19 protein-coding genes are annotated in these 24,150 nt (G+C 68.2%); 13 read left to right on the forward strand and 6 right to left on the reverse strand.

Annotation, left to right across the window (positions count from 1 at the left end):
- Positions 1 to 42 precede the first annotated feature (42 nt).
- Together NGK70_RS12645 and NGK70_RS12650 are read right to left on the reverse strand one after the other, a co-directional pair.
- On the reverse strand, positions 43 to 3,210 hold the full coding sequence (locus NGK70_RS12645) for a hypothetical protein (RefSeq protein WP_251973551.1): 3,168 nt from the start codon (positions 3,208 to 3,210) through the stop codon (positions 43 to 45).
- A gap of 107 nt (positions 3,211 to 3,317) precedes the next feature.
- Complete coding sequence (locus NGK70_RS12650; protein ID WP_251973552.1) at positions 3,318 to 4,010, reverse strand: immunoglobulin domain-containing protein; 693 nt, start codon at positions 4,008 to 4,010, stop codon at positions 3,318 to 3,320.
- 157 nt (positions 4,011 to 4,167) lie between these two features.
- Here NGK70_RS12650 and NGK70_RS12655 point away from each other — a divergent pair, with 157 nt between their 5' ends.
- The 12 genes from NGK70_RS12655 to NGK70_RS12710 all read left to right on the forward strand — a co-directional run bounded on the left by NGK70_RS12655 (position 4,168) and on the right by NGK70_RS12710 (position 16,597).
- Positions 4,168 to 4,602 (forward strand): PIN domain-containing protein, encoded by a 435-nt coding sequence (locus NGK70_RS12655; RefSeq protein ID WP_251973553.1) that lies wholly within the window; start codon positions 4,168 to 4,170, stop codon positions 4,600 to 4,602.
- Positions 4,590 to 4,835 carry a toxin-antitoxin system HicB family antitoxin gene (locus NGK70_RS12660; RefSeq protein ID WP_251973554.1) on the forward strand — a complete coding sequence of 82 codons (246 nt, stop codon included), beginning with the start codon at positions 4,590 to 4,592 and terminating at the stop codon, positions 4,833 to 4,835. The genes NGK70_RS12655 and NGK70_RS12660 overlap by 13 nt, the downstream gene beginning before the upstream one ends.
- A 41-nt stretch (positions 4,836 to 4,876) precedes the next feature.
- A complete protein-coding gene (locus NGK70_RS12665; RefSeq protein ID WP_251973555.1) occupies positions 4,877 to 6,484 on the forward strand; it encodes an ABC transporter substrate-binding protein in 1,608 nt (535 codons plus the stop codon).
- Between the two features lie 119 nt (positions 6,485 to 6,603).
- Complete coding sequence (locus NGK70_RS12670; RefSeq protein WP_251973556.1) at positions 6,604 to 7,632, forward strand: ABC transporter permease subunit; 1,029 nt, start codon at positions 6,604 to 6,606, stop codon at positions 7,630 to 7,632.
- A complete protein-coding gene (locus NGK70_RS12675; RefSeq protein ID WP_251973557.1) occupies positions 7,622 to 8,545 on the forward strand; it encodes an ABC transporter permease subunit in 924 nt (307 codons plus the stop codon). Before NGK70_RS12670 ends, NGK70_RS12675 begins: the two co-directional genes overlap by 11 nt.
- Positions 8,546 to 8,654: 109 nt before the next feature.
- Positions 8,655 to 9,647 carry an ABC transporter ATP-binding protein gene (locus NGK70_RS12680; protein WP_251973558.1) on the forward strand — a complete coding sequence of 331 codons (993 nt, stop codon included), beginning with the start codon at positions 8,655 to 8,657 and terminating at the stop codon, positions 9,645 to 9,647.
- Positions 9,644 to 10,678 (forward strand): dipeptide ABC transporter ATP-binding protein, encoded by a 1,035-nt coding sequence (locus NGK70_RS12685; protein WP_251973559.1) that lies wholly within the window; start codon positions 9,644 to 9,646, stop codon positions 10,676 to 10,678. Before NGK70_RS12680 ends, NGK70_RS12685 begins: the two co-directional genes overlap by 4 nt.
- A gap of 504 nt (positions 10,679 to 11,182) precedes the next feature.
- Positions 11,183 to 13,942 (forward strand): TonB-dependent receptor domain-containing protein, encoded by a 2,760-nt coding sequence (locus NGK70_RS12690; RefSeq protein ID WP_251973560.1) that lies wholly within the window; start codon positions 11,183 to 11,185, stop codon positions 13,940 to 13,942.
- A gap of 206 nt (positions 13,943 to 14,148) precedes the next feature.
- Positions 14,149 to 14,976 (forward strand): MotA/TolQ/ExbB proton channel family protein, encoded by an 828-nt coding sequence (locus NGK70_RS12695; RefSeq protein ID WP_428985592.1) that lies wholly within the window; start codon positions 14,149 to 14,151, stop codon positions 14,974 to 14,976.
- A 26-nt stretch (positions 14,977 to 15,002) separates the two neighbouring features.
- Positions 15,003 to 15,428 (forward strand): ExbD/TolR family protein, encoded by a 426-nt coding sequence (locus NGK70_RS12700; RefSeq protein ID WP_251973561.1) that lies wholly within the window; start codon positions 15,003 to 15,005, stop codon positions 15,426 to 15,428.
- 11 nt (positions 15,429 to 15,439) lie between these two features.
- Entirely contained in the window at positions 15,440 to 15,871 is a 432-nt protein-coding gene (locus tag NGK70_RS12705) for an ExbD/TolR family protein (RefSeq protein WP_251973562.1), read from the forward strand.
- Between the two features lie 48 nt (positions 15,872 to 15,919).
- Complete coding sequence (locus tag NGK70_RS12710) at positions 15,920 to 16,597, forward strand: energy transducer TonB (protein WP_251973563.1); 678 nt, start codon at positions 15,920 to 15,922, stop codon at positions 16,595 to 16,597.
- 91 nt (positions 16,598 to 16,688) lie between these two features.
- Here NGK70_RS12710 and NGK70_RS12715 read toward each other — a convergent pair whose 3' ends face one another.
- The 3 genes from NGK70_RS12715 to mltB all read right to left on the reverse strand — a co-directional run bounded on the left by NGK70_RS12715 (position 16,689) and on the right by mltB (position 21,187).
- The gene (locus NGK70_RS12715; RefSeq protein WP_251973564.1) at positions 16,689 to 17,885 is read right to left on the reverse strand and encodes a radical SAM protein; all 1,197 of its coding nucleotides are present in this window, start codon (positions 17,883 to 17,885) and stop codon (positions 16,689 to 16,691) included.
- A 55-nt stretch (positions 17,886 to 17,940) separates the two neighbouring features.
- The gene (locus tag NGK70_RS12720; protein WP_251973565.1) at positions 17,941 to 19,899 is read right to left on the reverse strand and encodes an ABC-F family ATP-binding cassette domain-containing protein; all 1,959 of its coding nucleotides are present in this window, start codon (positions 19,897 to 19,899) and stop codon (positions 17,941 to 17,943) included.
- Positions 19,900 to 19,987: 88 nt separating this feature from the next.
- Positions 19,988 to 21,187: a lytic murein transglycosylase B gene (gene mltB, locus NGK70_RS12725; protein WP_428985593.1), complete on the reverse strand. Its 1,200-nt coding sequence runs from the start codon at positions 21,185 to 21,187 to the stop codon at positions 19,988 to 19,990.
- 143 nt (positions 21,188 to 21,330) lie between these two features.
- On the opposite strand from mltB, the gene NGK70_RS12730 reads away from it, so the two are divergent.
- On the forward strand, positions 21,331 to 22,128 hold the full coding sequence (locus tag NGK70_RS12730) for an enoyl-CoA hydratase (RefSeq protein ID WP_251973566.1): 798 nt from the start codon (positions 21,331 to 21,333) through the stop codon (positions 22,126 to 22,128).
- Between the two features lie 70 nt (positions 22,129 to 22,198).
- Here NGK70_RS12730 and NGK70_RS12735 read toward each other — a convergent pair whose 3' ends face one another.
- Positions 22,199 to 23,881: an electron transfer flavoprotein-ubiquinone oxidoreductase gene (locus NGK70_RS12735; protein WP_251973567.1), complete on the reverse strand. Its 1,683-nt coding sequence runs from the start codon at positions 23,879 to 23,881 to the stop codon at positions 22,199 to 22,201.
- Between the last annotated feature and the right edge of the window lie 269 nt (positions 23,882 to 24,150).

Consider the following 24,150-nt stretch of genomic DNA (forward strand, 5'->3'; position numbering starts at 1 on the left):
GAGTGAATCGGGTGACCTGCGCTGAAGCACCCGTTCACAGACTCACTTCCAGTACACCGCCCCACCGAAGACCGGCACAGGCGTGTAGTTGCGCGCAACGCTGCCGCTGCCGAGGATTCCCTCGCCCCAGCAGAGCACCCGGCCCTGGCGGGTCAACGCACAGCTGTGCTTGCCCTGCGACTGCAGCGCGGTCACGTCGGCCAGGTCCGGGATGTCGCGCGGGGTCAGCACATTCACCGGCACGCTCTGAGACGGAGGGAAGGCACCGATCGCTCCGGTACCCGCATAGCCCCAGCAAGCCACGCCGCCGCCCGCACGCAGCGCGCAGCTGTGGCTGTCACCCACGCTGATCGCCACGGCGTCGCTCAGGCCGGTCACCAGCGTGGGGCTGCTGCGTGCGGTGCTGCTGCCGTCGCCCAACTGGCCGTTGAGGTTGTTGCCCCAGCACAGCACCCGCTGATCACCGCGCAGGGCACACATGTGGGAGCTGCCGAAGCTCACCGACACGATGTTGGCCAGGCCGGCCACAGCCGTGGCCTGGTACACCGGTGTACCAGTGGGCGTCAGCACGAGACCCTGGGTGCCCCAGCAGGCCACCTGGCCACTGCGACGTACCGCGCAACTGCCGCTGCCTGCGGCCAGCGCCACCGCGTCGGTCAACCCGGCGACATCGACCGGGGTGCTGCTGGGGTTGGCTGTGGTGGCTGTACCCAGCGCACCGCCGCTGTTGCTGCCCCAGCAGCGCACCCCGCCGCCCGACCGCAGGGCACAGGTGTGGAAGCTGCCCGCTGCCACGGCGGTGGCGTCGGTCAGACCAGACACCTGCGTCGGTGTGCGGCTGTCGATCCGGGTGCCGTTGCCCAGTTGTCCCAGGTCGTTGCGGCCCCAGCACCACACGCTGCGATCGACTTTCAGTGCGCAGCTGGTCTGGGAGCCGGCGCTCAGCGAAACGACGCCGCTCAGGCCCGGCACGGCCACGGGGACTCGACGATCGACCACCGTGCCGTCACCGAGTTGGCCGTAGCTGTTGTTGCCCCAGCAGACCACCGTGCCATCCGCCTTCAGGGCGCAGCTGTGGTCGTAGCCGTCGGCCAGGGCATGGCCGATCGCCACCACGCGCAGCGGGCTGCCGTTGCGCTGGGCGCTGTAGTCGCCGGGCGCGCGCCAGACCTTGCTCACCGGGCTGCCGGAGCTGTCAGCACTGCCATCGCCCCAGCGCCAGGTGGCTGCGCTGCCGGCCAGGTCGCTGTAGAGGTAGAGCCGGTCGGTCATGACACGCCCTGGGGCGGCTGAGTCGGTGGCGGTGGCCGTGACCCAGAGCTCCGCGCCTCGGGTCGTGACGCTCCCGCTGGCATTGCCGATGCGTACGCTGTAGCGCGCTCCGTCGTCTACCAAGGTCAGTGCCGGCGTCGTCAGGCTGGCCGACCGCGCGCCGGGTACTTCCACGCCGTCTCGCAGCCACTGGTAGGTTGCAGCCGTGCCGGTGCTGGCCTCCACGCTGAAGGTGGCCGTCTGCCCCGCATGGGTCTGGACCGTTTGCGGCGGGCGGGTCACCGTGATGCCGCTGGTGTCGACCCTCAGCGCGGCGGCCTGCGTGGCTGAACTGGCTGCGAAGGTGCCGCTGCCGTTCCAGCCCCAGAGGCTGCCGTCACCCAGCAGCACGCTGCAGCCAGTGGCGCAGGACAGGGCCACGGCTCCGTCGAGCCGCGGCATCGCGGTTGGTGCGTAGAACGACGAGGCGTTTCCCTGCCCGTGCGAGGCTCCCCAGGTCCACAGGCGCCCGTCCTGGGTGATCGCTGCGGAACCTCGGCTCATCGCCCCGAGTGCGACCACGCGGCCGAGACCTGGCACGGCAATGGCCGCATCCACGGGCACGGGTGAGCCACCGGTACCGCTGCCCAGCTGGCCTTCGTCGTTCAAACCCCAGGCGATGACGCTGCCGTCGCGTCGCCGAGCGAGGCAGTGCGATGAGGTTGCGCAAGCGATGTCGGCAACGTCGGTCAGACCGGTGACCTGGCGGGCGCTTCCGGTGTGGGTGGTCACCGGACCAGAGGGACCCATGACGACCTGGGCGCTCCAGGACAGCTGCCAGACCGTGCCGTCGCTCTTGATGGCCAACGGCATGGACCCGCCGGTGAGGCCGAGCGCCAGGCGGGCAACGCCGCTCAGCCCGGCAATGCTGCGCGGTGTGACGGTGCTCGCGCCGCTTGAGCTCACGCTCTCGACGCCTGGCAGATGCCAGACCGTCCCGTCGTTACGGAGCGCCAGTGTGTATCCGACCACCGTCAACGCCGAGTTCACCTGGTCGATGCCGGCAATCACGCGCGGTGCCGTCGTGCTGTCGCCGCCGTGCGCGCCCCAGCGCCACATCCTGCCGTCGGCCGAGACGGCCAACGATGCGGAGATGTCCACCGCCGTCAGACCATCGACGATGCGTGCGTCCGTGCCCGACACCGGCGTCGTGGGGGCCCGATCCAGCGAGGCTTCGCTGCCGAGCATCAGCACCTTGCCGTCCTGGCGCAGTGCCAGGGTGTAGCCATCGCCCTGGTACAGCTTCATGGTGGCCGTCGAGGTCGATGCCGCCGTCACCGTCAGCACCGCGTCGGCACTCGTGGCCGAACTGGCGTTGGCGTCGGTGACGCGCACGCTGAACTTCGCGCCGTTGTCGGCCAGCGTCAGCGCGGCGGTGGTGTAGCTGGCGGCCGTGGCACCGGCGACGTCGGCGCCGTCGCGCAGCCACTGGTAGGTGAGTGTGCCGGTGCCGGTGGCCGCCACGGTGAAGGTGGCGGTCTGGCCGACCGTGGCGCTGGCGGACTGCGGCGAGCTGGTGATGGCTGCAGCCGGGTCGGTGACCGTGAGTTTGGCGGCTCGGCTGGTGGCGCTGCCGGCGTTGTTGGTGACGACGACGCTGAATTCGGCACCATCGTCGGTGTTGGCCGTTGCCGCGAGTGAGTAGGCGGCGGCGGTAGCGCCTGCGATGGCACTGCCGTTGCGGCGCCACTGATAGGTCAACGTGGCGTCACCAGTGGCCGTCACGTTGAAGCTGGCCGCTGCGCCGGTCGTCACGCTGGCGTCCTGCGGCTGTGCCGTGATGGTCGGGGCCTGCGGACCGGACGGAGTGCTGGTGTCATCGCCTCCACAGCCAATGACCCCCACGCAAACGAAGGCCGGCAGCAGCCAGCGTCGCAGCCTTTGCACCATGGATCTCATCTCGAACCTCCTGTGTGTTGAGCGCACCCCCCGGGGTGCAGGGAGGTTGTAGGCCCCAGGGCATTACTGGCGGGTTACTGGCAGGAGCCTGGCCCGATCGGGCGTGCTCAGGGCGCCACGGTCACCGCCAGCGTGGCCACTGCGCTCAGGCGGCCGGCCTGGTCCTCGGCGGCACCCCACAAACCGCCCGGCAGTTCCTGCCAGACGAGCACCTGGTAGAGCGCAGCGTCGTCCGTCACTGACAGCGGCCCGGTTGTGTAGCTGGCGGCATCGGCACCCTCGATGGGCGTGCCATCGCGTGACCAGCGGTAGCGCAGCACGGTGTCCGATGTGCCCACGGCCTGAACCGCGAAGGTGGCGGTCTGGCCGCTGGTGGCTGCAACGCTTTGGGGCTGGATCGTGATGCCCGGGCGCAGGTGGATGTGGGCGGTGCCGCTGGTTGAGGTGTGCTCCGAAGAGGAAACCACCAGTTCGATGCGGGCGCCGTGGTCGCTGTACGCCACGTTCGGCAGTTCCCAGGTCGGTCCCGTGGCTCCCGGGATGTTGACGCCGTCGCGCCGCCACTGGTAGCTCAGCGTCGTCCGCCCGTGGGTCTCGGCCACAAAGGAGGCGGTGCCGCCCGCATCAACCACGCACAGCAACGGAGTGATGTCGACGTGAGGCGGATAGTCCTCGCAGACACCAATGAAGTTGCACCCAGCCAGTGGCAGGCCGAGCAGTGCAGCCCCGTGCAGCAGTGCGCGGCGGCGAGTGGGGCTGGCGGCCAGGCGCGACTGGGCGCTGGTCGAAGGGGTTGGCATGACGGGTCGTCCTCCGTGCAGGGGTTCCCGCACCGGGAGTGGGCGGGGCTGGACATCGGGTGTAGCAGTGCCTGCGTTACTGCTGGGTTACGGGCCTGGTGCAGACGATCCCGGGTGAACCATCGAGATGACAGCGCCCGCGCTATCATCTGCAACCATGCCGACCGTCGTGCTCGACACCAACATCCTCGTCGCCGCGATGCTGCGAGGCGGGGGAGCGGCCCGGGAGGCGCTACGGGCGTGCCTTCGCGGGTGCTGGCAACCAGTGATCGGACCGGCGCTGCAGTCGGAGTACGAGGATGTGCTGGGCCGTGATGGGCTGCTGTGCGGCGTTGCCTTGACGGCCGATCAGCGCAGCGAGTTGCTCGACGGCTTCCTGGTGTGCTGCCGCTGGGTTGAGGTGTTCTACGCTTGGCGCCCGAACTTGCCTGATGAGGCGGACAGCCACTTGATCGAACTGGCCGTCGCGGCGCAGGCCGATGCCATCGTCACGCGCAACCTGCGTGACCCGACCCAGGGCGAGCTCAGGTTTCCCGGGCTGCGGGTGCTGACACCCGAGGCCTGTCTGGAGGCGTTTCCATGTCCACCCTGACCATCCGTTTGCCCGACGAGAAGCATGAGCGCCTCAAGGCGCTGGCGCGTGCCAACGCGGTGAGCGTCAACCGGCTGATGGACGAGTTGGCCACCGTGGCGCTGGCGAACTACGACGCGCGGGTGCGCTTCCAGGCGCGTGCGGCGCGCGGTGGCGCATCGCGTGGGCTGGAGCTGCTGGAACTGCTCGATCGCGCCGAACGTGAACCACCCGCCGCCACCGAGGCCGGTTGATGATCCTCCCCTGCCAAGAACGTACCCAGAGGAAGCCCATGATGACGAAGAAGAACCCGCTCTCGTTCCGCCGCGTCGCCGTCGCCGCCGTGGTCCTGCTCGCCGCCGCCGGGCTGACGCATGCTGCCGGCACGCTCACGGTCTGCACCGAAAGCTCGCCCGACGGGTTCGACATCGTGCAATATGAGTCGCTGGTGACGCAGGACGCGGCCGGGCTGACGATCTATGACCAGCTGCTGCACTTCAAGCCGGGCAGCACGGAGGTGGTGCCGGGGCTGGCGGAGAAGTGGAGCGTGAGCCCGGACGGGCTGACCTACACCTTCAGCCTGCGCAAAGGGGTGAAGTTCCACGCCACGCCCTGGTTCAAGCCGACGCGGGACTTCAACGCCGACGACGTGCTGTTCTCCATCCAGCGCATGGCCGACAAGGCGCACCCGGCGCACGGGGTGGCGAAGAACGGCTACATCTACTGGACCGGCATGGAGATGTCCTCGCTGGTCAAGTCGGTCAGCAAGGTGGACGAGCACACCGTGCGCTTCGTGCTGACCCGGCCGGAGGCGCCCTTCCTGGCGAACATGGCGATGTCGAGCATCGGCTCGATCTCCTCGGCCGAGTACGCCGCGCAGTTGCAGAAGGAAGGCAAGCTGGACCTGCTGAACACCCAGCCGGTGGGCACCGGGCCCTTCGTCTTCAAGAGCTACCAGAAGGACGCGGTGGTGCGCTTCACCGCCAACGCCGGTTACTGGGGCGGTGCGCCGAAGGTGGACAACCTGATCCTGGCGATCACCACCGACCCGAACGTGCGGGTGCAGAAGCTCAAGGCGGGCGAGTGCCTGATCGGCACCAACATGAAGCCCGACACCGCCTCGGTGTTCGACGGCGACGCCAACGTGCAGATGCTGCGCAGCTCGCCGCTGCTGACGGCCTACATCGCCCCGAACAACAAGCGCAAGTGGACCAGCGACAAACGGTTGCGCGAGGCGCTGTGGCTGGCCTTCGACAAGAAGACCTACATCCAGTCGGTCTACGGCGGCAACGCCAAGGCGGCGGCCAGCTTCCTGCCCCCGGGCATCTGGAGCTACGACGCCGCGCTGGCCGAGCGCAGCAGCCCGGCGGCGCTGGACCGGGCGCGTGCGCTCGTCAAGGCCAGTGGCTACGACGGCAGCGAGCTGACGCTGGTCACGCGCATCGGCGGCAGCATTGACGGCAAGCGGGCCGCCGAGCTGATGCAGGCCGACTGGGCGAAGATCGGCGTGAAGGTCAAGGTGCAGATGATGGAGTGGGGCGAGCTGCTCAAGCGCACCGGCAAGGGCGAGCACGACATCACCTTCCTGAGCTGGGCGGGCGACAACGGCGACCCGGACAACTTCTTCACCCCCAACCTGAGCTGTTCGGGGGTGGAATCCGGCGGCAACAAGGCGCAGTGGTGCAACAAGGCCTTCGAGGAGCTGATCGCCACCGCGCGCAAGACGGCCGACCCCAAGAAGCGCACCGAGCTCTACCGGAAGGCGCAGAAGCTGGTGTACGACGACGTGGCGCTGATCCCGACCGTCTACCCGGTCAACATGACGGCGCTGAACAAGAAGGTCAGCGGCTACGTCGCCAGCCCGTTCTCGTGGAACGACTTCAGGAACGTCAGCGTCAAATGATCCCCCCCCGTTGCGGCTCACGCCGCTCCCCCCCAGGGGGGCGCCACCGGTGGACCTGCAGAGCCGGATCCACGGTGGCTGCCGGGCAACGCGTACCCCCTTCGAGGCGTAGCTGACGCATGTTCGCCTTCGTCCTCAAGCGCCTGGCGCTGGTGGTGCCCACCTTCCTGGGCATCACGCTGCTGGCTTTCTCGCTGATCCACCTGATCCCGGGCGACCCGGTGCAGGTGATGGTCGGCCAGCGCCGGCTTGACCCGGCCTTCCACGCCGAGATCCTGCACAAGCTGGGCCTGGACCTGCCGCTGTACCAGCAGTACGTCAACTACCTGGCCAAGGCGCTGCGGCTGGACCTGGGCGAGTCCTTCATCACCCACGAGCCGGTGTGGAGCGAGTTCCTGCGGCTCTTCCCGGCCACGCTGGAGCTGTCGCTGTGCGCGCTGCTGATCGCTACTGTGCTGGGCCTCACGGCCGGGGTGATCGCGGCGATCAAGCGCGGTTCGCTGTTCGACCACGGCGTGATGGGGCTGTCGCTGGCCGGCTTTTCGATGCCGATCTTCTGGTGGGGCCTGCTGCTGATCATGTTCTTCTCGGTCGAGATGCGCAGCATCGCGCCGGAGTGGGCGCTGCCGGTGTCCGGGCGCATTGCGCTGGAATACGACATCGCGCCGCGTACCGGGCTGATGGTGCTGGACGCCTGGCTGTCAGGCGAGCCCGGCGCGGTGCGCTCGGCACTGTCGCACCTGGTGCTGCCGGCCATCGTGCTGGGCACCATCCCGCTGGCGGTGATCGCGCGCATGACGCGCTCGTCGATGCTGGAGGTGCTGCGCGAGGACTACGTGCGCACCGCCCGCGCCAAGGGCCTGGCGCCCTGGCAGGTGGTGGGCGTGCATGCGCTGCGCAACGCGCTGGTGCCGGTGGTGACGGTGATCGGCCTGCAGGTGGGCACGCTGCTGGCCGGCGCGGTGCTGACCGAGACGATCTTCTCCTGGCCCGGCGTGGGCAAGTGGCTGATCGACGCCATCGCCCGGCGCGACTACCCGGTGGTGCAGGGCGGCATCCTGATCTCGGCCACGCTGGTCATCAGCGTCAACCTGCTCGTGGACCTGCTCTACGGCCTCGTCAACCCGCGCATCCGCCATGGCCGCTGATCCGTCGTCCGACTCGTCCGTGGCGTCCCTGGCGAGCGCGGCCCCGCCGCCCCCTGGCCCGCTGCGCGAGTTCTGGGTCGCCTTCTCCGCCAACCGGGGTGCGCAGGCTGGCCTGCTGGTGTTCGGCCTCGTCGTGCTGGCCGCGCTGTTCGCGCCCTGGCTGGCGCCGCACGACCCCACCGAGCAGTTCCGCGACGCGCTGCTGTCGCCCCCCCGATGGAACGGTGGCGACGCCCGCTTCCCGCTCGGTACCGACGACGTCGGCCGCGACATGCTCTCGCGCCTGCTGCATGGCGCGCGCCTGTCGATGCTGATCGGGCTGGCCACCGTGCTGCTGTCGATGCTGCCGGGCATCGTGCTCGGCCTGGCCAGCGCCTTCTGGCCGCGCGGCTTCGGCACCGCGGTGCTTCGGCTGATGGACGTGATGCTCGCGCTGCCCAGCCTGCTGCTGGCGATCGCGGTGGTGGCCATCCTCGGCTCGGGGCTGCTCAACACCGTGCTGGCGATCGCCTTCGTCTCGCTGCCCAGCTACGTGCGGCTGGTGCGCGCCTCGGCGATGGCCGAACTGGGCAAGGACTACGTGGTGGCCTCGCGCCTGGCCGGCGCCGGCCCGCTGCGACTGATGTTCGACACCGTGCTGCCCAACTGCCTGGCGCCGGTGATCGTCACCGCGACAATGGGTTTTTCCGACGCCATTCTGTCCGCCGCCGCGCTCGGCTTTCTTGGCCTGGGTGCCCAGCCGCCGCTGCCCGAGTGGGGCACGATGCTCGCCTCGGCGCGCGACTACATCGAGCGCGCCAACTGGGTCGTCACGCTGCCGGGCCTGGCGATCCTCGTCACGGTGCTGGCGATCAACCTGATGGGCGACGGCCTGCGCGATGCGCTGGACCCGAAGCTCAAGCGCCTCGCATGAAGCAGACTGTGTCGACACGAGCCAACGGGCCGAGCGCCGGGCCGCTCCCAAGCGGGCCCGCCGTCCCCTCGGGGGACCGGCCAGCGTACTCGCTGGACGAGGGGCACCAATGAGCTTGCTCGAAATCCGTAACCTCACGGTCGAGTTCGGCCCGAAGGAACGACCCTTTGCAGCTGTGCAGGGCCTCGACCTGGATGTCGAGCGCGGCGAGTTCCTCGGCATCGTCGGCGAGTCCGGCTCCGGCAAGAGCGTGGCGATGCTGGCGCTGATGGGTCTGGTCGAAGCGCCCGGCCGCGTCACCGCCGACCTGCTGCGCTTCGACGGCCAGGACCTGCTGAAGCTCAGTGCCCGCGAGCGCCGCCGCATCACCGGCCGCGACATCGCGATGATCTTCCAGGACCCGATGACCAGCCTGGACCCGAGCTACACCGTGGGCTTCCAGATCATCGAGACGCTCAAGGTCCACCAGGGCGGCCCCAAGGCGCAGCTGCGCGAGCGTGCGCTGGAGCTGCTGCGCCTGGTCGAGATGCCCGATGCCGAGGCGCGGCTGGCCGCCTACCCGCACCAGCTCTCCGGCGGCATGTGCCAGCGGGTGATGATCGCCATCGCGCTGGCCTGCTCGCCCAAGCTGCTCATCGCCGATGAGCCCACCACCGCGCTGGACGTGACCGTGCAGGCCCAGGTGCTGGAGCTGCTGATGCAGCTGCAGCGCCGCCAGGACATGGCGCTGCTGCTCATCACCCACGACCTGGCGCTGCTGGCCGAGCGGGCCCGCCGCATCGCCGTGATGTACGCCGGCCAGCTGGTCGAGCTGCAGGGCGTGCCGGCGCTGTTCGACGCGCCGGCCCACCCGTACACCGAGGCGCTGCTGGCCTCCATTCCCGAGCGCAGCCGCGGCGCCGCGCGCCTGCCGACGCTGGCCGGCAGCGTGCCCGGCCAGTACGACCGGCCCGCCGGCTGCCTGCTGGCGCCGCGCTGCGCCTACGCGCAGGCCCGTTGCGGCAGCGAACGCCCGGCGCTGGCCGCCGCACCCGGCCAGCCTGACGGCGCTCAGGTGCGCTGCTTCTTTCCCCTTACCGCCACGGCGGCCCCGCCGGCATGACCGCAGCATCATCCCTCACCGGCGCCGCCCCGTTGCTGGTCGCCGACGACCTGAGCCGCCACTACCGCGTCTCCCGCGGCCTGTTCCAGCCGCCGGCCACGGTGCGGGCGCTCAATGGCGTGAGCTTCACGCTGGAGCGCGGGCGCACCCTCGGCGTGGTGGGCGAATCCGGCTGCGGCAAGTCCACCCTGGCGCGTGCGCTGACCGGTGTGGAGCCGCCGACCGGCGGGCGGCTGCAGATCGACGGCCTGGAGCTGACCAGCGCCGACGCGGCCCAGCGCCGCCGGCTGTTCAGCCAGGTGCGCACCCAGGTGCAGATGGTTTTCCAGAACCCCTACGCCTCGCTCAACCCGCGCAAGCGCATCGCCCAGATGCTCGACGAGCCGCTGAAGCTCAACACGGCGTTGAACGCCGATCAGCGCCGCCAGCGCGTGCAGGACGCCCTGGCCCTCGTGGGCCTGCGGCCCGAGCACGCCCAGCGCTACCCGCACATGTTCTCCGGCGGCCAACGCCAGCGCATCGCCATTGCCCGGGCGCTGATGCTGCGTCCGCCGCTGCTGGTGGCCGACGAGCCCACCTCCGCGCTGGACGTGTCGGTGCAAGCGCAGATCCTCAACCTGCTGCGCGACCTGCAACGCGACCTCGGCCTGGCCTACGTCTTCATCTCGCACAACCTCAGCGTCATCGAGTTCCTGGCCGACGAGGTGCTGGTGATGTACCTCGGACGGGTCGTCGAACAGGCGCCCAAGGTGGCCCTGTTTGCCCGCCCGCTGCACCCTTACAGCCAGGTGCTCTGGGCCGCGGTGCCGCGCCTGGACGGGCGGGCCGCCGTGGCCGCCGCCGCCCCGCCGGCCGTGCGCGGTGAGCCACCGTCGCCACTCAACCTGCCCAGCGGCTGCGCCTTCCACCAGCGCTGCCCGCACGCGCAGGAGCGCTGCCGCAGCGAGGTGCCCGAGTTGCGCCCGGTCGGCGCGTTGGGACAACGCGTGGCCTGCCATCGAGCGGGCGATCTGCCCGGCCAGCGCGCCTGATCCACCGGCCTGGCCGCTGGTTGCGCCGGGTTGGCACCCGCCCACCCGTTCGCGGCGCCGTGGTTCCGCATGGCTGCAATCCAAAGTGGGAAAGTTTCCCTCCTATTGCTGCGCCGCTGAAACCTGTGGAATCGGGCTGATTCCCCGCGCATGAAGCGTGGAATTGTTGCCACCCGGCAACGCGGCGGTAACCGGGCGATCAGGGGTTTTCACCATGCACCGCTGTGCGGCATCCAACGGGTTCTGCGCCCCAGCAGGGTGCAAATGTCGAACTTCCCGCCGGTTCCCGGCGGTTTGAGGCCAGCTTCGTGCGCGATCTGCGTGCGTGGCGCTGACAGGGTTTTCCTATGCTGCACAGCAACATGGCGAAACATTCTGGACACCACCTCAGACGACCCGTGACAATCGATTCACATTTCGACTGGCAACTGAATCGATGCACGTCCGCGTCGAAGCAGGGATGCTGGCGGTCTATCGATCAACCTTCGTAGGAGTGAGCGGCACATGTTTACGAGAACGAAACTCTCCCTTGGCCTGTTGGCGGCGTTTGGGACGTTGTCTGTTTTTGCCCCCGGGGCACAGGCGCAGACGCAGCAACTCGATCGCGTCGAGATCACGGGTTCCTCGATCAAGCGTGTGGCTGCCGAAGGGGCGTTGCCGGTCCAGACGTTCACTCAAGCCGACATTCAGCGCAGCGGTGTCACCTCGGTGACAGATTTCATCCAGATGCTGCCGGTGATGCAGGGTTTCTCCGTGGCAGCGGACTCGGTGGGTGGCGGTGGCGGTGGTGTGACCACGGCTTCCATTCACGATGTGGGCGAGCAATACACGCTGGTGCTGTTGAATGGGCGTCGTGTTGCGCCTTCCAACTCAGGCACGACGATTGACCTGAATTCCATCCCCTTGGCAGCGGTGGAGCGGGTCGAGGTTTTGACCGATGGTGCCTCCGCGCTGTATGGCGCCGATGCCATCGCTGGCGTCGTGAACTTCATCCTCAAGAAGGGAGCCGCGCCCTTCCAGATCGATGTGAAGGCGTCCAAGCCGATGCACAAGGGTGGCGAAAGCTACAACCTGGGTGTGAGCAAGGGCTTTGGGGGTGCGAAGGAGGGGTATTCGCTGTTCGCGTCGTTGAGTTACGACAAGAGCAAGGAGCTCAAGGCGAAGGACCGCGACTTTGCCAAGACGGGCATCATCGAGTTCAAGGACCAGAACGGGCGGGATCTGTATTTCTTCAACGGCTCAAGCCGTTCCGTTCCTCCGAACGTGGATGTGTACTACAGTGCCTCGACGACAGGTCGGCCGGTGTCATTCAATCCATATTTGATGGCCAATGGCAATTGCCCGGCTGATCATGTGGCAGCGGGTCGGCAGTGTATTTTTGATTACACGAGCACCGTCGAGATCTACCCCGAGCAGGAGCGGACCAGTCTCTTCCTGTCGGGTGATGTGAAGCTGGGTTCGTCCGGATTCAAGCTTTTTGCGGACGTCGGCCTTGTCGATGCGCACATCGTTTCCCGGATTGCGCCCTATCCGGCCGAGTTCGCGCTGGACAAGACGCACCCCTACTACGCGAAGTACATCGAGCCTTACCTGACCCAGCAGCAGCGCGATACGCTGACGGACATCAACGTCAAGTATCGTCTCTATGACATGGGGAATCGTGGCTACGACTACAACACGAAGACCAAACACATCGTTGCCGGCGTGGATGGCAATGCGGGTGGATGGGATATCAATTCTGCGCTGACGCTGTCCAAGCAGCGTCAGCTGCAGGACTATGTCTCTGGCTTCCCGTTGGCAGACAAGTTCGATGCCGCACTGCAGGCACAGCAGGTCGACCCGTTCGCCTACACGGTGGGCCAGATGCCAGCGTCGATGCTCAGCGCGCTCAACTCGACGCAGTTCATCGGAAACTACAACACCACCGACATCACGATGACCGGTGTCGATGCGCGTGCATCGCGGGAACTGTTCGCCACCGGTGCGGGCAGTGCGATGCTGGGTCTGGGGGTGGATGGCCGTCAGACGGGATTCAAGGTCAAGGCCAACCCTGCGGTCGCGAATGCGCAGATATTGTTCGATGATCCGCAGTCGGAATTCGACCTGAAGCAAAAGAGTGCGGGTCTCTTCACGGAGTTGCTGGTGCCCCTTGCCAAGGGCCTGGAGGTCACGGGCAGCGTTCGGTATGACTCCATTTCCGGCGTGACGGATGAGAAGACCGGCAAGGACTATGGCTCGACGCAGAGCGCCACGACCTACAAGGTCCATGGTCGCTACCAGCCGACGGGGAGCATGCTGTTCCGTGGTTCTTATGGAACCGGGTTCCGCACCGCCACGATGAAGGAAATCGCCCAGCCGCTGGTTGACTTTGGCGTCACCGGAGGTACTTACCAGTGCCCGTTCAATGCCGGCTATGACCCGCTTGGGTATTTTGCGGCAGGATATGTCTGTGACAACCTTCAAAAGGAAGTTTTCCAAGGGGGTAACGCCGACCTGAAGCCGGAGAAGTCCAAGCAGTGGTCACTGGGTACCGTGTTGGAGCCGATGAAGAATGTGACCGTCGGCTTGGATCTGTGGTCGGTGAGCGTGGACAATGCGGTGTCGAGTGTCAGCGAACGGCTCATCCTTCAGAATCCACAGAAGTACCTGAGCCTGTACACGACCAAGTACAAGTCTTCGAACAACAAGACCTACGTGGCCATCAAGGACATGCCGATCAATATCGGCAAGATGGAGAATCAGGGTATTGACTGGGACTTCCAGTTCAAGACCTTGACAGAAGTGGGGCAGGTCACCGGCAGGTTGGGCGGGACCTACCTGATCAAGTCTCGCTATACCACGCCTGGCACCAATGATCAGTGGGAGACGAGTGTTGGCAGGTTTGGCTCGAACGACGCGGTCAGTTTCCGGAACGTGTTTGCGGCCTCTCTGACGCTGGACACGGGCGCTTGGACGCACACCGCGAAGATGAACTATCGCAGCGGCTACGATGACATCCACTTCACGGCGGATGACTGTTCAGTGGACGATGGTACGGATTGCGTGGATGTGCAGTTGCGTGTGCCTGAATACATCACCTTCGACTGGCAGACCAAGTGGAGCCCGACCAAGTCCCTGTCGTTGGTACTCGGCGTGGCCAATATCTTCAACGAGGCGCCGCCACTGAGCCTGAGGAACACCGGTTCACACCAGCTGGGGTATGACCCCCGGTACGCCAGCCCCCTGGGCCGGACTTATTCGCTCGGGTTGAGCTACAAGTTCTGACCTGGATCGGTTGACGTCTCACGTCGGGCCCACAGTACGCTGTGGGCCTTTTCGCTTCAGGGCTCATGGCGTTGTGGGTACGGGCGCAATCGCTAGGAATGTGATGCCAGTGGTATCCTCCGCGACTTGTAAGTTCTCGTTTAGTTTTCTTTTTTGTGCCCCCGACGGGTTCTCGATGCCGGGGATGTGCGCATGGAGGTTGAAGAATGAAGGTTGATGCGAAGTCCGCGTTCATGTGGGCCTGTGCCCTGACGGGCGCGCTGGGTTGCGGGCTGGCGATGGCACAGGCGTCTGCGCCCGCCGTTTCAGCCAGCACGGCGGTGGCTGGAGCGGCGGCCGTGGCCGTCGATAACCCCTACGGCCTGTCGGCCCTCTGGGCCCAGAGCGATCTGGTGGCCAAGGGGGTGCTGGTGATCATGGCCATCATGTCCATGGGCAGCTGGTACGTGATCATCACCAAGCTGATCGAGCAGGCCCGCATGACCAAGCAGTCGCGCGAAGCGACCGCCTCGTTCTGGCAGGCGCCGAGTGTCAAGCAGGGCGCCGAAGCCCTGAGCGAAGGCAGCCCCTTCCGCTTCATCGCCGAGGCGGGCCAGGCCGCGTCGCAGAAGCACACCGGCCTGCTGGGCCGCATCGACTTGCATGAGTGGGTGTCAATGTCCCTGCAGCGTGCCACCGAGCGTGTGCAGTCGCGCCTGCAGGACGGCCTGGCCTTTCTCGCCACGGTGGGCTCCACGGCGCCCTTCGTTGGCCTGTTCGGCACCGTCTGGGGCATCTACCACGCGCTCACCGCCATCGGTGTGGCGGGGCAGGCGTCGATCGACAAGGTGGCCGGCCCGGTGGGCGAGGCGCTGATCATGACCGCCATCGGCCTGGCCGTGGCGGTGCCGGCGGTGCTGGGCTACAACTGGCTGGTGCGGCGCAACAAGGGCGTGATGGACGAGGTGCGTGCCTTCAGTGGCGACCTGCACGCGGTGCTGCTGGCGAACGGCAATGGGCCGGGCCATGGTGGCGGCCAAGCCGGCCGCGGCTGACCGACACCTGAACGGAGCGCAGCAACATGGCGATGTCCGTGGGTTCCAGCAGCGAGGAGGACGAGGTCGTCTCCACCATCAACACGACACCGCTGGTGGACGTGATGCTGGTGCTGCTGATCATCTTCCTCATCACGATCCCGGTGGTGAACTACTCGATCGCGGTCAGCCTGCCGAAGGAGCGCAACGAGGTCCGCGAGAGCAAGCCCGAGAACATCGTGGTGTCGGTCGATGCCAAGGGGGGCATCTACTGGTACGACGCCAAGGTGGCCAACACCGAGCAGCTGGTCGAGCGCCTGAAGAAGGTGGCCGTCAAGAACCCGCAGCCCGAGGTGCATGTGCGCGGTGACCTGACGGCGCAGTACGACTCGGTGGGCAAGATCGTCTACGCCTGTCAGCGCGCCGGGATCGCGAAGATCTCCTTCATCACCGAACCGCCGGTGCGCAGCTAGGAGCACAGCCGATGGGCATGAACGTGGGCCAGGGCTCCGGCGATGACGCCGAGCCGATCATGGACATCAACACCACGCCGCTGATCGACGTGATGCTGGTGCTGCTGGTGATGCTGATCATCACCATCCCGATCCAACTGCATTCGGTGAACCTGAACATGCCGGTGGGCACGCCGCCGCCGAGCGATGTAAAGCCGGAGGTGGTGAAGATCGACATCGACGAGAAGAGCGTCGTCTATTGGCAGGGGCTACCGCTGGCGGGCCGCTCGGAGCTGGAGGCCAAGATGGAGCTGGCGGCCGCGCAGGCGGTGCAGCCTGAGATCCACATCCGGCCGAACAAGGCGTCGAGCTACAACACCTTCGCGGAGGTGATGGTATCGGCACAGCGCAAGGGCTTGCAGAAGCTGGGCGTGATCGGGTCCGAGCAGTTCATCGGCCAGTGAGCACCCCCGGGCAACCACCCAGCCTGACAGACTAGGAGAGCGATCCTCATGGATCTGGAGTACCGACCGAAGAACCCCGCCGGCAAGTACGTCGGTGTGGGGTTCGTGGTCCTGTTGCATGTGCTGATCGTCTGGGGTCTCGTGTCCGGCCTGGCGCGCAAGGCGGTGGAGATCATCAAGAAGCCGATCGAGATGAAGATCATGGAGGAAATCAAGCCGCCTCCACCACCGCCGCCGCCGCCACCTCCGCCCAAGGAGATGAAGGTGCTGGACAAGCCGCCACCGGTGGAGGCGCCGCCGCCGCCCTACGTGCCGCCCCCCGAGGTGCAGCCGCCAACGGCGCCGACCGCACCGACGATCCAGGCGGTGCAGTCCACTCCGCCGGAGAAGCCGGCGGAGATCAAGCCGCCACCCCCGCCGGCGCCACCCGCACCGCCGGCGCCGCCGCCGGCTGCGCCGGCCAAGACAGAGATCGGCGTGGTCTGCCCGGGCCACAAGGAGTCGCTGCAGGCGGCGCTGGCCGGGTTGTACGACAAGGTGGGCGTCGAGGGGGTGGTGGTGCTGTCGCTGCGCTTCCGTGGTCACGAGATCGTGGACGTGAAGCAGGTGTCGGGTCCGCGCGAGTACTTCCGCGACGTGAGCCGTGCCGTCCGGCGGCTGGACTGCAAGGTGCCCGGCGGGGCCGAGACCTCGGCGACGCTGGAAATCTCCTTCCGGGAGCAGTGAGCCTGTTTGCCGGTCTTCCCCGCCAGGGGTGAGGGCAAAACCTCCCGGCTTGGCAGCCGGGAGAGGCTGCTGGCCGGCCGAGTGCAGGGATTCAGAACAGGCTGCGTTGCGGGCCGTGGGTGACCGGGGCCCGTGTGGCATCGCGGGCCACCGGTTGCTCGGTGGGCTGCCGCGGCGCTGGGGGGCGGAAGTGCCTCCGGTCCAGTTCAGGCCGGTCGACCGACAGCCCGTGCTGGCGGGCCAACTCGATGAGCTTGTTCTCCTTCTCTCGGCGCGACTCGGGGCCCGGTGGGCCGCTGCCATCGGCTGTCGCGTGCCGGTCCGGCTGGAGGCGGTACATCAGCATCGAGGCACCGGCCTTCGCGGCGGCCTCGATGACGTTGGCGAGGTCGGCGTCGTTGCGGTCCGACGCAAGTGACGCAAGCGATGGTTGGGGCGCCAGGTGCAGCGCCACCGGCACGCCGGCCTTGGCCAGCCGTTTCATCGCGGCGAGCCGTTCGGCTGGCGTTGGCGCGAGGGGCTCCCACTGGCGGCTCAACGCCTCGTCGAGGGTGCACAGGCTGATGGCCAACAGCAGGCGGGACTGCTGGGCCATTGGCAACAGCAGATCGACATCGCGCAGCACGCCGGTCGAGCGGGTGACGATCACGACCGGGTTGCCGCAGTCATGCAGCAGTTGCAGGATGCCGCGCGTGAGGCGCTGCGTGCGCTCGGCATGCTGGTAGGCGTCGGCGGTGGTGCCGAGCTGGATCGGCTTCACCTGGTAGCGGGGCTGGCGCAGCTCGTCGCGCAACTGCTCGGCGGCGTTCACCTTGGCGTACACGCGGGTGGAGACTGATGGGCAGCCCTGGCAGCCGAGCGTACAGCCCCGGTAGGGATTGACCGCCAAGCTGCCGCGCAGGCCCTCCCAGTCGTTGATCCTCAGCAGGCTCTGGCAGGGCTCGCCGATGACCTCGAAGGTCGGTTCGGGCGGTGACAGGGCATCCGCTGTGCTCGCCGGTGTCGCCGAGCGGGTGGGCCACGCTCGCTCGCGGACGACGGGGACCCGCGGGGGCTGGCGCTGTGGCGGCGGTGGCGAGGGCCATGCCGGCGTGCCTGGCAATGCGGGCAGGGTGGGCGGCCGCTGGAGCCGCTGCGGCGCTTCCGAGGTCGGTGTGCGCAGTCGGCCCGGACGCCTGCGCTGCGGGCCGGTGGTGACCACGAGGTCGTCGAACAGGGCGAGGCTGCCAGCCAGCAGGGCCGTGTCGCCGGGAGCCGCCGCGAGTGGCATGGTCGAGGCATGGGACATGCCTCGAAGTGTGCCACAAAGACTGTATGCAAATACAGTCTTTTGAGACCGGCGCTCAGGCCTGACTGAGCTGCTCCAACGCCTCGCCGAGCTCCAGCCAGCGCAGCTCCAGTTGCTCGACCTCGTCTTCCAGCTGCTTCAGCCGCCGCCCCTGGTCGGCCCGCTCGGCGGGTGGCACGTCGGGCAGGCCGAGGCCCTCCAGCAGGCGGGCCTGTTCGGCCTGGGCTGCGGTGAGCCGTTGCTCGATCTGCGCCTGTTCCTTCTTGAGCGGCCGGGCTTGCGCCTCCACCTTCTGGCGCGCCGCCGCCTGGGCCTTGCGCTCCTCCCGGCGGTTGGCTGCGCTGGGCTCGGTGCCCGGTGCGCTGGCGGTGCCGGCCGGCGCGCTGGCCGCCTCCCGTGCCGCACGGGCGGTCTCACGGCTCTGTTCGAGCAGCCACTTCTGGTAGTCGTCCAGGTCGCCGTCGAAGGGCTCGACGCGGCCCTTGGCGACCAGCCAGAACTCGTCGCAGACCTCGCGCAGCAGGGCGCGGTCGTGGCTGACGAGCATCACGCTGCCTTCGTACTCGTTGAGCGCCATCGACAGCGCCTCGCGGGTGGCGAGGTCGAGGTGGTTGGTCGGCTCGTCGAGCAGCAGCAGGTTGGGGCGCTGCCAGACCAGCATGGCCAGCACCAACCGCGCCTTTTCGCCGCCGGAGAGGCTGCCTACCGCCTGGCCGACCATCTCGCCGGTGAAGCGGAAGCGCCCGAGGAAGTCGCGCAGTTCCTGCTCGCGCGCCTGCGGCGACACCTCCTTGGCCAGGCGGATCATGTGCGCCAGTGGCCCCTCATCGGGGCGCAGCACGTCCATCTCCTGCTGGGCGAAGTAGCCTATCGCCAGGCCCTTGCCCTCCTGGATGCGCCCGCCCAGGGCCGGCTGCATGCGCGCCAGGGTCTTGACCAGGGTGGACTTGCCCTGGCCGTTGGCACCCAGGACGCCGATGCGCTGGCCGGGCAGCACGGACTTGGAGATGTCATTGACGATGACGGTCTCGCTGCCATCGTCCGCCCGGTACCCGACTGCTACATCGCTGAGCACCAGCATCGGGTTGGGCAGGCTGGCGGGCTCGCGGAACTCGAACTCGAAGTCCGCGCTGGTCAGCACCGGTGCGAGCTTCTCCATGCGCGCCAGTGCCTTGACGCGACTCTGCGCCTGCTTGGCCTTGGTGGCCTTGGCCTTGAAGCGGTCGATGAAGCGCTGCAGCTGGGCGATCTTTTCCTGCTGGCGGCCGAAGGCGGCCTGCTGCTGCGTCATGCGCTCGGCGCGCATGCTCTCGAAGGTGGTGTAGTTGCCGCCGTAGCGGGTCAGTCCGGCGTCTTCCAGGTGCAGCGTGACGCGGGTGATCGCATCCAGGAACTCGCGGTCGTGGCTGATGACGAGCATCGTGCCCTCGTAGCGCTGCAGCCAGGCTTCGAGCCAGACCAGGGCGTCCAGATCCAGGTGGTTGGTGGGCTCGTCGAGCAGCAGCAGGTCGCTGGGGCACATCAGTGCGCGGGCGAGTTGCAGGCGCATGCGCCAGCCGCCGGAGAAGCTGTTCACCGGCGCATCCAGCTTGGCAACCGGGAAACCCAGGCCGAGCAGCAGCGCCTGCGCGCGCGCCTTGGCGTCGAAGCCGCCGGCCTCGGCCAGCGTGCTGTGCGCCTCGGCGATTGCATGGCCGTCGCCACCGGCTTCGGCCGCCGCGACCGCCGCACGGGCGGCCACCAGGGGCGTGTCGCCGTCGAGCACGAAGTCGGTGGCGCCCTGGTCGGTCTCGGGCATCGACTGGGCCACTTCGGCCAGCCGCCAGCGCGGCGGCATCTCGACGTCGCCGCCATCGGCGTGCAGCCGGCCGGTCAACAGGGCGAAGAGGGAGGACTTGCCGGCACCATTGCGGCCGACCAGGCTCGCCTTCTCGCCGGGTTGGAGGGTGACGCTGGCGCCGTCGAGCACCAGCTTGCTGCCGCGGCGCAGGGAGAGATTCTTGAGTTGGAGCATGTCTGAGGGGCGCCCCCTGACGGGACGCAGGCGCGCAGTGTAGAGACTGCGCGGGCCGCCCCGGCGGCCACGGCACTGGACCAGCGGTTCAACGGGCCGCGGAGGTGCTGCCCGCGGGGGCCGGCGCGGCCGTTGCGGTCGTCGGTACCGTCGATGGCGTGGGCGCTGGGCTGGGCGCCTCCAGCAGGCGTTGGGCGGCGATGGCCCGGCCCAGCTCGATCACCGCCATCGCGTAGTAGGCCGACCAGTTGTAGCGGGTCACGACCCAGAAGTTCTCGGTGCCGGCCACGTAGCTGGGCGCGGCCGTGCCGTTGTGCAGCTGCACCAGGGCCAACCGGCCGTCGCCCGCGGGGGCACGCTCCAGCACGGCGCCCAGGGCCTGCATCTGCGAGGCGCTGAAGGTCGGACGGATGTCCGGGGCCAGCAGCGTGGCCAGTGCCGTGCCGTCGGCCGGCGGTTTCACGCTCAGATGGGTCACGAGGCCGGCCTGCCAGCCGTGCGCAGCCAGGAAGTGCGCGACGCTGCCAATGCTGTCCACGGCGCTGCGCTGCAGGGCCACCTCGCCGTCGCCGTCGAAGTCCACCCCGTAGCGCGTCCAGGAACTGGGCATGAACTGGCCCCAGCCGATCGCGCCGGCATAGCTGCCGCGCAGCGCCTGCAGGTCCAGGTTCTGGCGGTGCGCCAGTTGGAGCAGGGCGGTGAGCTCGTCGCGGAAGAAGCCGCTGCGGTCGCTGCGCCCGCTGGGGAAGTCAAAGGCCAGCGTGGCCAGGGCGTCCAGCACGCGAAAGCCGCCGGTGATGCGCCCGTAGAAGGTCTCGACGCCGATGATGCCGACGACCAGCTCGGCCGGCACGCCCCAGCGCTGCTCGGCCGCCGCGAGCGCTGCGGCATGCTCGGCCCAGAAGGCCACGCCGGCCTCGATGCGACGTGGCTCGATGAAGCGCTCCCGGTAGGCCTGCCAGTTCTTGGGCGTGCCCACCGGGGGCGGCATGATCAGCCGCGTGACCTGGGGCACGTGGCGGGCTTGGCCGACGGTGCGCTCCAGCCACGCCAGGTCCAGGCTCGGGTCTGCCTCGTTGAGCGAGCGCATGTAGCTCTGCACGTCCTCGCGCAGCCCGTACGGAGGCAGGTTCGTCGGGGCTCGGGGCGCGGCATGGGCCGCCTGTCTGGCAGGCTGGCGGCTGCCGGACGGGGCGGCCGCGGCAGATGGCAGCGCCGGGGGGAGCAGCAGGCCGCTCAGGGCAGGGAGGGCCAGCAGGGCCGGGATGCGCAAACGTGAAGCCTTCATGTCGGCTGCGAGCATACGCGGCCGGACGCCGCGGGCGCCGCTCCCGGTTCGGCGGGGTGCCACCCCATGGGCGCAGGGCTTGCCGCGCGCTAGGATGACGTGGTTGATAAAGCACACCGAGCACCGAACGAGGAGATCGCCCCATGCTGACCACCGATGACCCGCTGCTGCTGCGCCACCAGGATGCCCGTGGCGTTGTGACGCTGACGCTCAACCGGCCCCAGGCCTTCAACTCGCTGTCCGAGGACATGCTGGCGGCGCTGCAGAAGGAGTTCGAGGCGCTGGCGGGCGATGAGTCCGTGCGCGTCGTGGTGCTGGCCGCGGCAGGCAAGGCCTTCTGCGCCGGCCACGACCTGAAGGAGATGCGCGCGCAGCCCTCGCTGGCCTACTACCAGTCGCTCTTCGCCCACTGTGCCAAGGTGATGCTGGCCGTCCAGGCCCTGCCGGTGCCGGTGATCGCCCGGGTGCATGCGGTGGCGACCGCGGCCGGCTGCCAATTGGTAGCGATGTGCGACCTGGCGGTGGCGTCCAGCAACGCCCGGTTTGCCGTCAGCGGCGTCAACCTGGGGCTGTTCTGTGCGACGCCGAGCGTGGCCCTGTCGCGCAACATGGGCCGCAAGCAGGCCTTCGAGATGCTGGTGACGGGCGACTTCATCAGCGCCGAAGAGGCGAAGCAGCGCGGCCTGGTCAACCGCGTGGTGCCGCTGGAGGCGCTCGATGCGGAGGTGGAGAAGCTCGCCGCCAGCATCGTGGCCAAGCCTCGCGTGGCCATTGCCATGGGCAAGGGCCAGTTCTACCGCCAGCTGGAGATGGGCATCGGCGCGGCCTACCAACTGGCCGGCCAGACCATGGCCTGCAACATGATGGACGACGCCGCGCTGGAGGGCGTGCAGGCCTTCATCGAGAAGCGCCCGCCGGACTGGGCACCGAAAGCGGATTGAGGTCCGCTGCCATCGATGCAGAGAGCACAAAGGGCGCCGCGGCGCCCTTTGTCGTTGAGAGGCGGCCGCCTCACATCCCCGCGTAATTCGGCCCGCCGCCACCCTCGGGGGTGACCCAGTTGATGTTCTGCGTCGGGTCCTTGATGTCGCAGGTCTTGCAGTGCACGCAGTTCTGCGCGTTGATCACGAGTTGATCGGCGCCGTCCTTGTTGATGAACTCGTACACCCCGGCCGGGCAGAAGCGCGCTTCGGGGCCGGCGTACTTCGCCAGGTTGATCGCCACCGGCACGCCCGCATCCTTCAAGGTCAGGTGCGCCGGCTGATTCTCCTCGTGGTTCGTGTTGCTCACGAACACCGAGCTGAGGCGGTCGAAGGTGATCTTCCCGTCGGGCTTCGGGTAGTCGATCTTCGCGCACTGGTCGGCCGGCTTCAGGTACACGTGGTCCGGCTCGCTGCGGTGCAGCGTCCACGGCGGGCTGGAGACGCCGATCTTGGGCAGGAACCACTGCTCCACGCCCGTCATCAGCTCGCCCACCAGGCGGCCCTTCTTGAACCAGAGCTTGAAGTTGCGCGTCTGCTGCAGCTCCTCCATCAGCCAGCTGGCCTCGAAGGCCGCCGGGTAGGCGCTGAGTTCGTCCTTCTCGCGTCCGGCGGTGACGGCTTCGAACAGCGCCTCGGCGCAGAGCATGCCGCTCTTGAGCGCCGCGTGGCTGCCCTTGATGCGCGCGGCGTTCATCGTGCCCAGGTCGCAGCCCACCAGCGCGCCACCGGGGAAGACCATCTTGGGCATGGCCTGCGGGCTGCCGTTGTTGATCGCCCGCGCGCCGTAGCTCACGCGCTTGCCGCCTTCGATGTGCGCGCGGATGGCCGGGTGGGTCTTCCAGCGCTGCATTTCCTCGAAGGGGCTCATCCAGGGGTTGGTGTAGTCCAGCCCGATCACGAAGCCCAGCGTGACCTGGTTTCCCTCCAGGTGATACAGGAAGCCGCCGCCGAAGGTCTGGTCGTCCATCGGCCAGCCGGCGGTGTGCACCACGCGGCCCGGCTGGGCCTTCTCGGGCGGGACTTCCCAGAGTTCCTTGATGCCGATGGCAAAGCTCTGCGGGTCACGGCCGGCGGCCAGGTCGTACTTGGCCAGCAGCTGCTTGCCCAGGTGGCCACGCGCGCCCTCGGCGAAGATCGTGTACTTGCCCAGCAGCTCCATGCCGAGCTGGAACGAGTCGCCCGGCTCGCCTTCCTTGCCCACGCCCATGTTGCCGGTGGCCACGCCGCGCACGCGGCCCTGCTCGTCGTAGAGCACCTCGGCGGCGGCGAAGCCGGGGAAGATCTCCACGCCCAGCGCCTCGGCCTGCTCGGCCAGCCACTTGACCACCGCGCCCAGGCTGATGACGTAGTTGCCCTCGTTGTGGAAGTTGCGCGGCACCAGGGCATCCGGGATGCGCTTGCAGTGCTCGTGGCCCAGCACCAGGATGTCGTCGCCGGTGACCGGCTGGTTCAGCGGCGCGCCACGCTCCTTCCAGTCGGGAAAGAGTTCGTTCATCGCACGCGGGTCCATCACCGCGCCGGAGAGGATGTGCGCGCCCGGCTCGGAGCCTTTTTCGAGCACCACGACGTTGATCTCGCCGCCCTTGTCGGCCGCCAGCTGCTTCAGGCGGATCGCCGTGGCCAGGCCCGCCGGGCCGGCGCCGACGATCACGACGTCGTATTCCATCGACTCGCGTGGGCCGAACTGTTCGAGGATCTCCTGCGGGCTCATGTGGCGTCTTTCTTGTGGGTCGATTGATCCGGGGCTGTCAGCTGCTGGAAAGTCGGGTGGCGCAGCGACCCCGCCGGGCAGAGCGAAACGATTCTAGCGGGGGGGATCCGGGCGTCGCTGTCACCTGCGCTGCGCGGTGGACGCCGGCGAGTCGCCTGATAAGGCGCGCAGTCCCCGGGCTGCTCCGCGCGCCGAGGGGCCGGCTTTCGCTCTATGCTGACGACCGTGCCGCGGTCGTCAGCGGCCGCAGGTCTGCCCACCAGCCCCTC

This window comes from Sphaerotilus microaerophilus (genome assembly GCF_023734135.1).
Taxonomy (GTDB): Bacteria; Pseudomonadota; Gammaproteobacteria; order Burkholderiales; family Burkholderiaceae_C; genus Sphaerotilus; species Sphaerotilus microaerophilus.

Bases quoted from the DNA above. Each gene is read 5' to 3' on its own strand.
- NGK70_RS12645 (WP_251973551.1), bottom strand. From the start codon at position 3,210: ATGAGATCCATGGTGCAAAGGCTGCGACGCTGGCTGCTGCCGGCCTTC.
- NGK70_RS12650 (WP_251973552.1), bottom strand. From the start codon at position 4,010: ATGCCAACCCCTTCGACCAGCGCCCAGTCGCGCCTGGCCGCCAGCCCC.
- NGK70_RS12655 (WP_251973553.1), top strand. From the start codon at position 4,168: ATGCCGACCGTCGTGCTCGACACCAACATCCTCGTCGCCGCGATGCTG.
- NGK70_RS12660 (WP_251973554.1), top strand. From the start codon at position 4,590: ATGTCCACCCTGACCATCCGTTTGCCCGACGAGAAGCATGAGCGCCTC.
- NGK70_RS12665 (WP_251973555.1), top strand. From the start codon at position 4,877: ATGACGAAGAAGAACCCGCTCTCGTTCCGCCGCGTCGCCGTCGCCGCC.
- NGK70_RS12670 (WP_251973556.1), top strand. From the start codon at position 6,604: ATGTTCGCCTTCGTCCTCAAGCGCCTGGCGCTGGTGGTGCCCACCTTC.
- NGK70_RS12675 (WP_251973557.1), top strand. From the start codon at position 7,622: ATGGCCGCTGATCCGTCGTCCGACTCGTCCGTGGCGTCCCTGGCGAGC.
- NGK70_RS12680 (WP_251973558.1), top strand. From the start codon at position 8,655: ATGAGCTTGCTCGAAATCCGTAACCTCACGGTCGAGTTCGGCCCGAAG.
- NGK70_RS12685 (WP_251973559.1), top strand. From the start codon at position 9,644: ATGACCGCAGCATCATCCCTCACCGGCGCCGCCCCGTTGCTGGTCGCC.
- NGK70_RS12690 (WP_251973560.1), top strand. From the start codon at position 11,183: ATGTTTACGAGAACGAAACTCTCCCTTGGCCTGTTGGCGGCGTTTGGG.
- NGK70_RS12695 (WP_428985592.1), top strand. From the start codon at position 14,149: ATGAAGGTTGATGCGAAGTCCGCGTTCATGTGGGCCTGTGCCCTGACG.
- NGK70_RS12700 (WP_251973561.1), top strand. From the start codon at position 15,003: ATGGCGATGTCCGTGGGTTCCAGCAGCGAGGAGGACGAGGTCGTCTCC.
- NGK70_RS12705 (WP_251973562.1), top strand. From the start codon at position 15,440: ATGGGCATGAACGTGGGCCAGGGCTCCGGCGATGACGCCGAGCCGATC.
- NGK70_RS12710 (WP_251973563.1), top strand. From the start codon at position 15,920: ATGGATCTGGAGTACCGACCGAAGAACCCCGCCGGCAAGTACGTCGGT.
- NGK70_RS12715 (WP_251973564.1), bottom strand. From the start codon at position 17,885: ATGTCCCATGCCTCGACCATGCCACTCGCGGCGGCTCCCGGCGACACG.
- NGK70_RS12720 (WP_251973565.1), bottom strand. From the start codon at position 19,899: ATGCTCCAACTCAAGAATCTCTCCCTGCGCCGCGGCAGCAAGCTGGTG.
- mltB (WP_428985593.1), bottom strand. From the start codon at position 21,187: ATGAAGGCTTCACGTTTGCGCATCCCGGCCCTGCTGGCCCTCCCTGCC.
- NGK70_RS12730 (WP_251973566.1), top strand. From the start codon at position 21,331: ATGCTGACCACCGATGACCCGCTGCTGCTGCGCCACCAGGATGCCCGT.
- NGK70_RS12735 (WP_251973567.1), bottom strand. From the start codon at position 23,881: ATGAGCCCGCAGGAGATCCTCGAACAGTTCGGCCCACGCGAGTCGATG.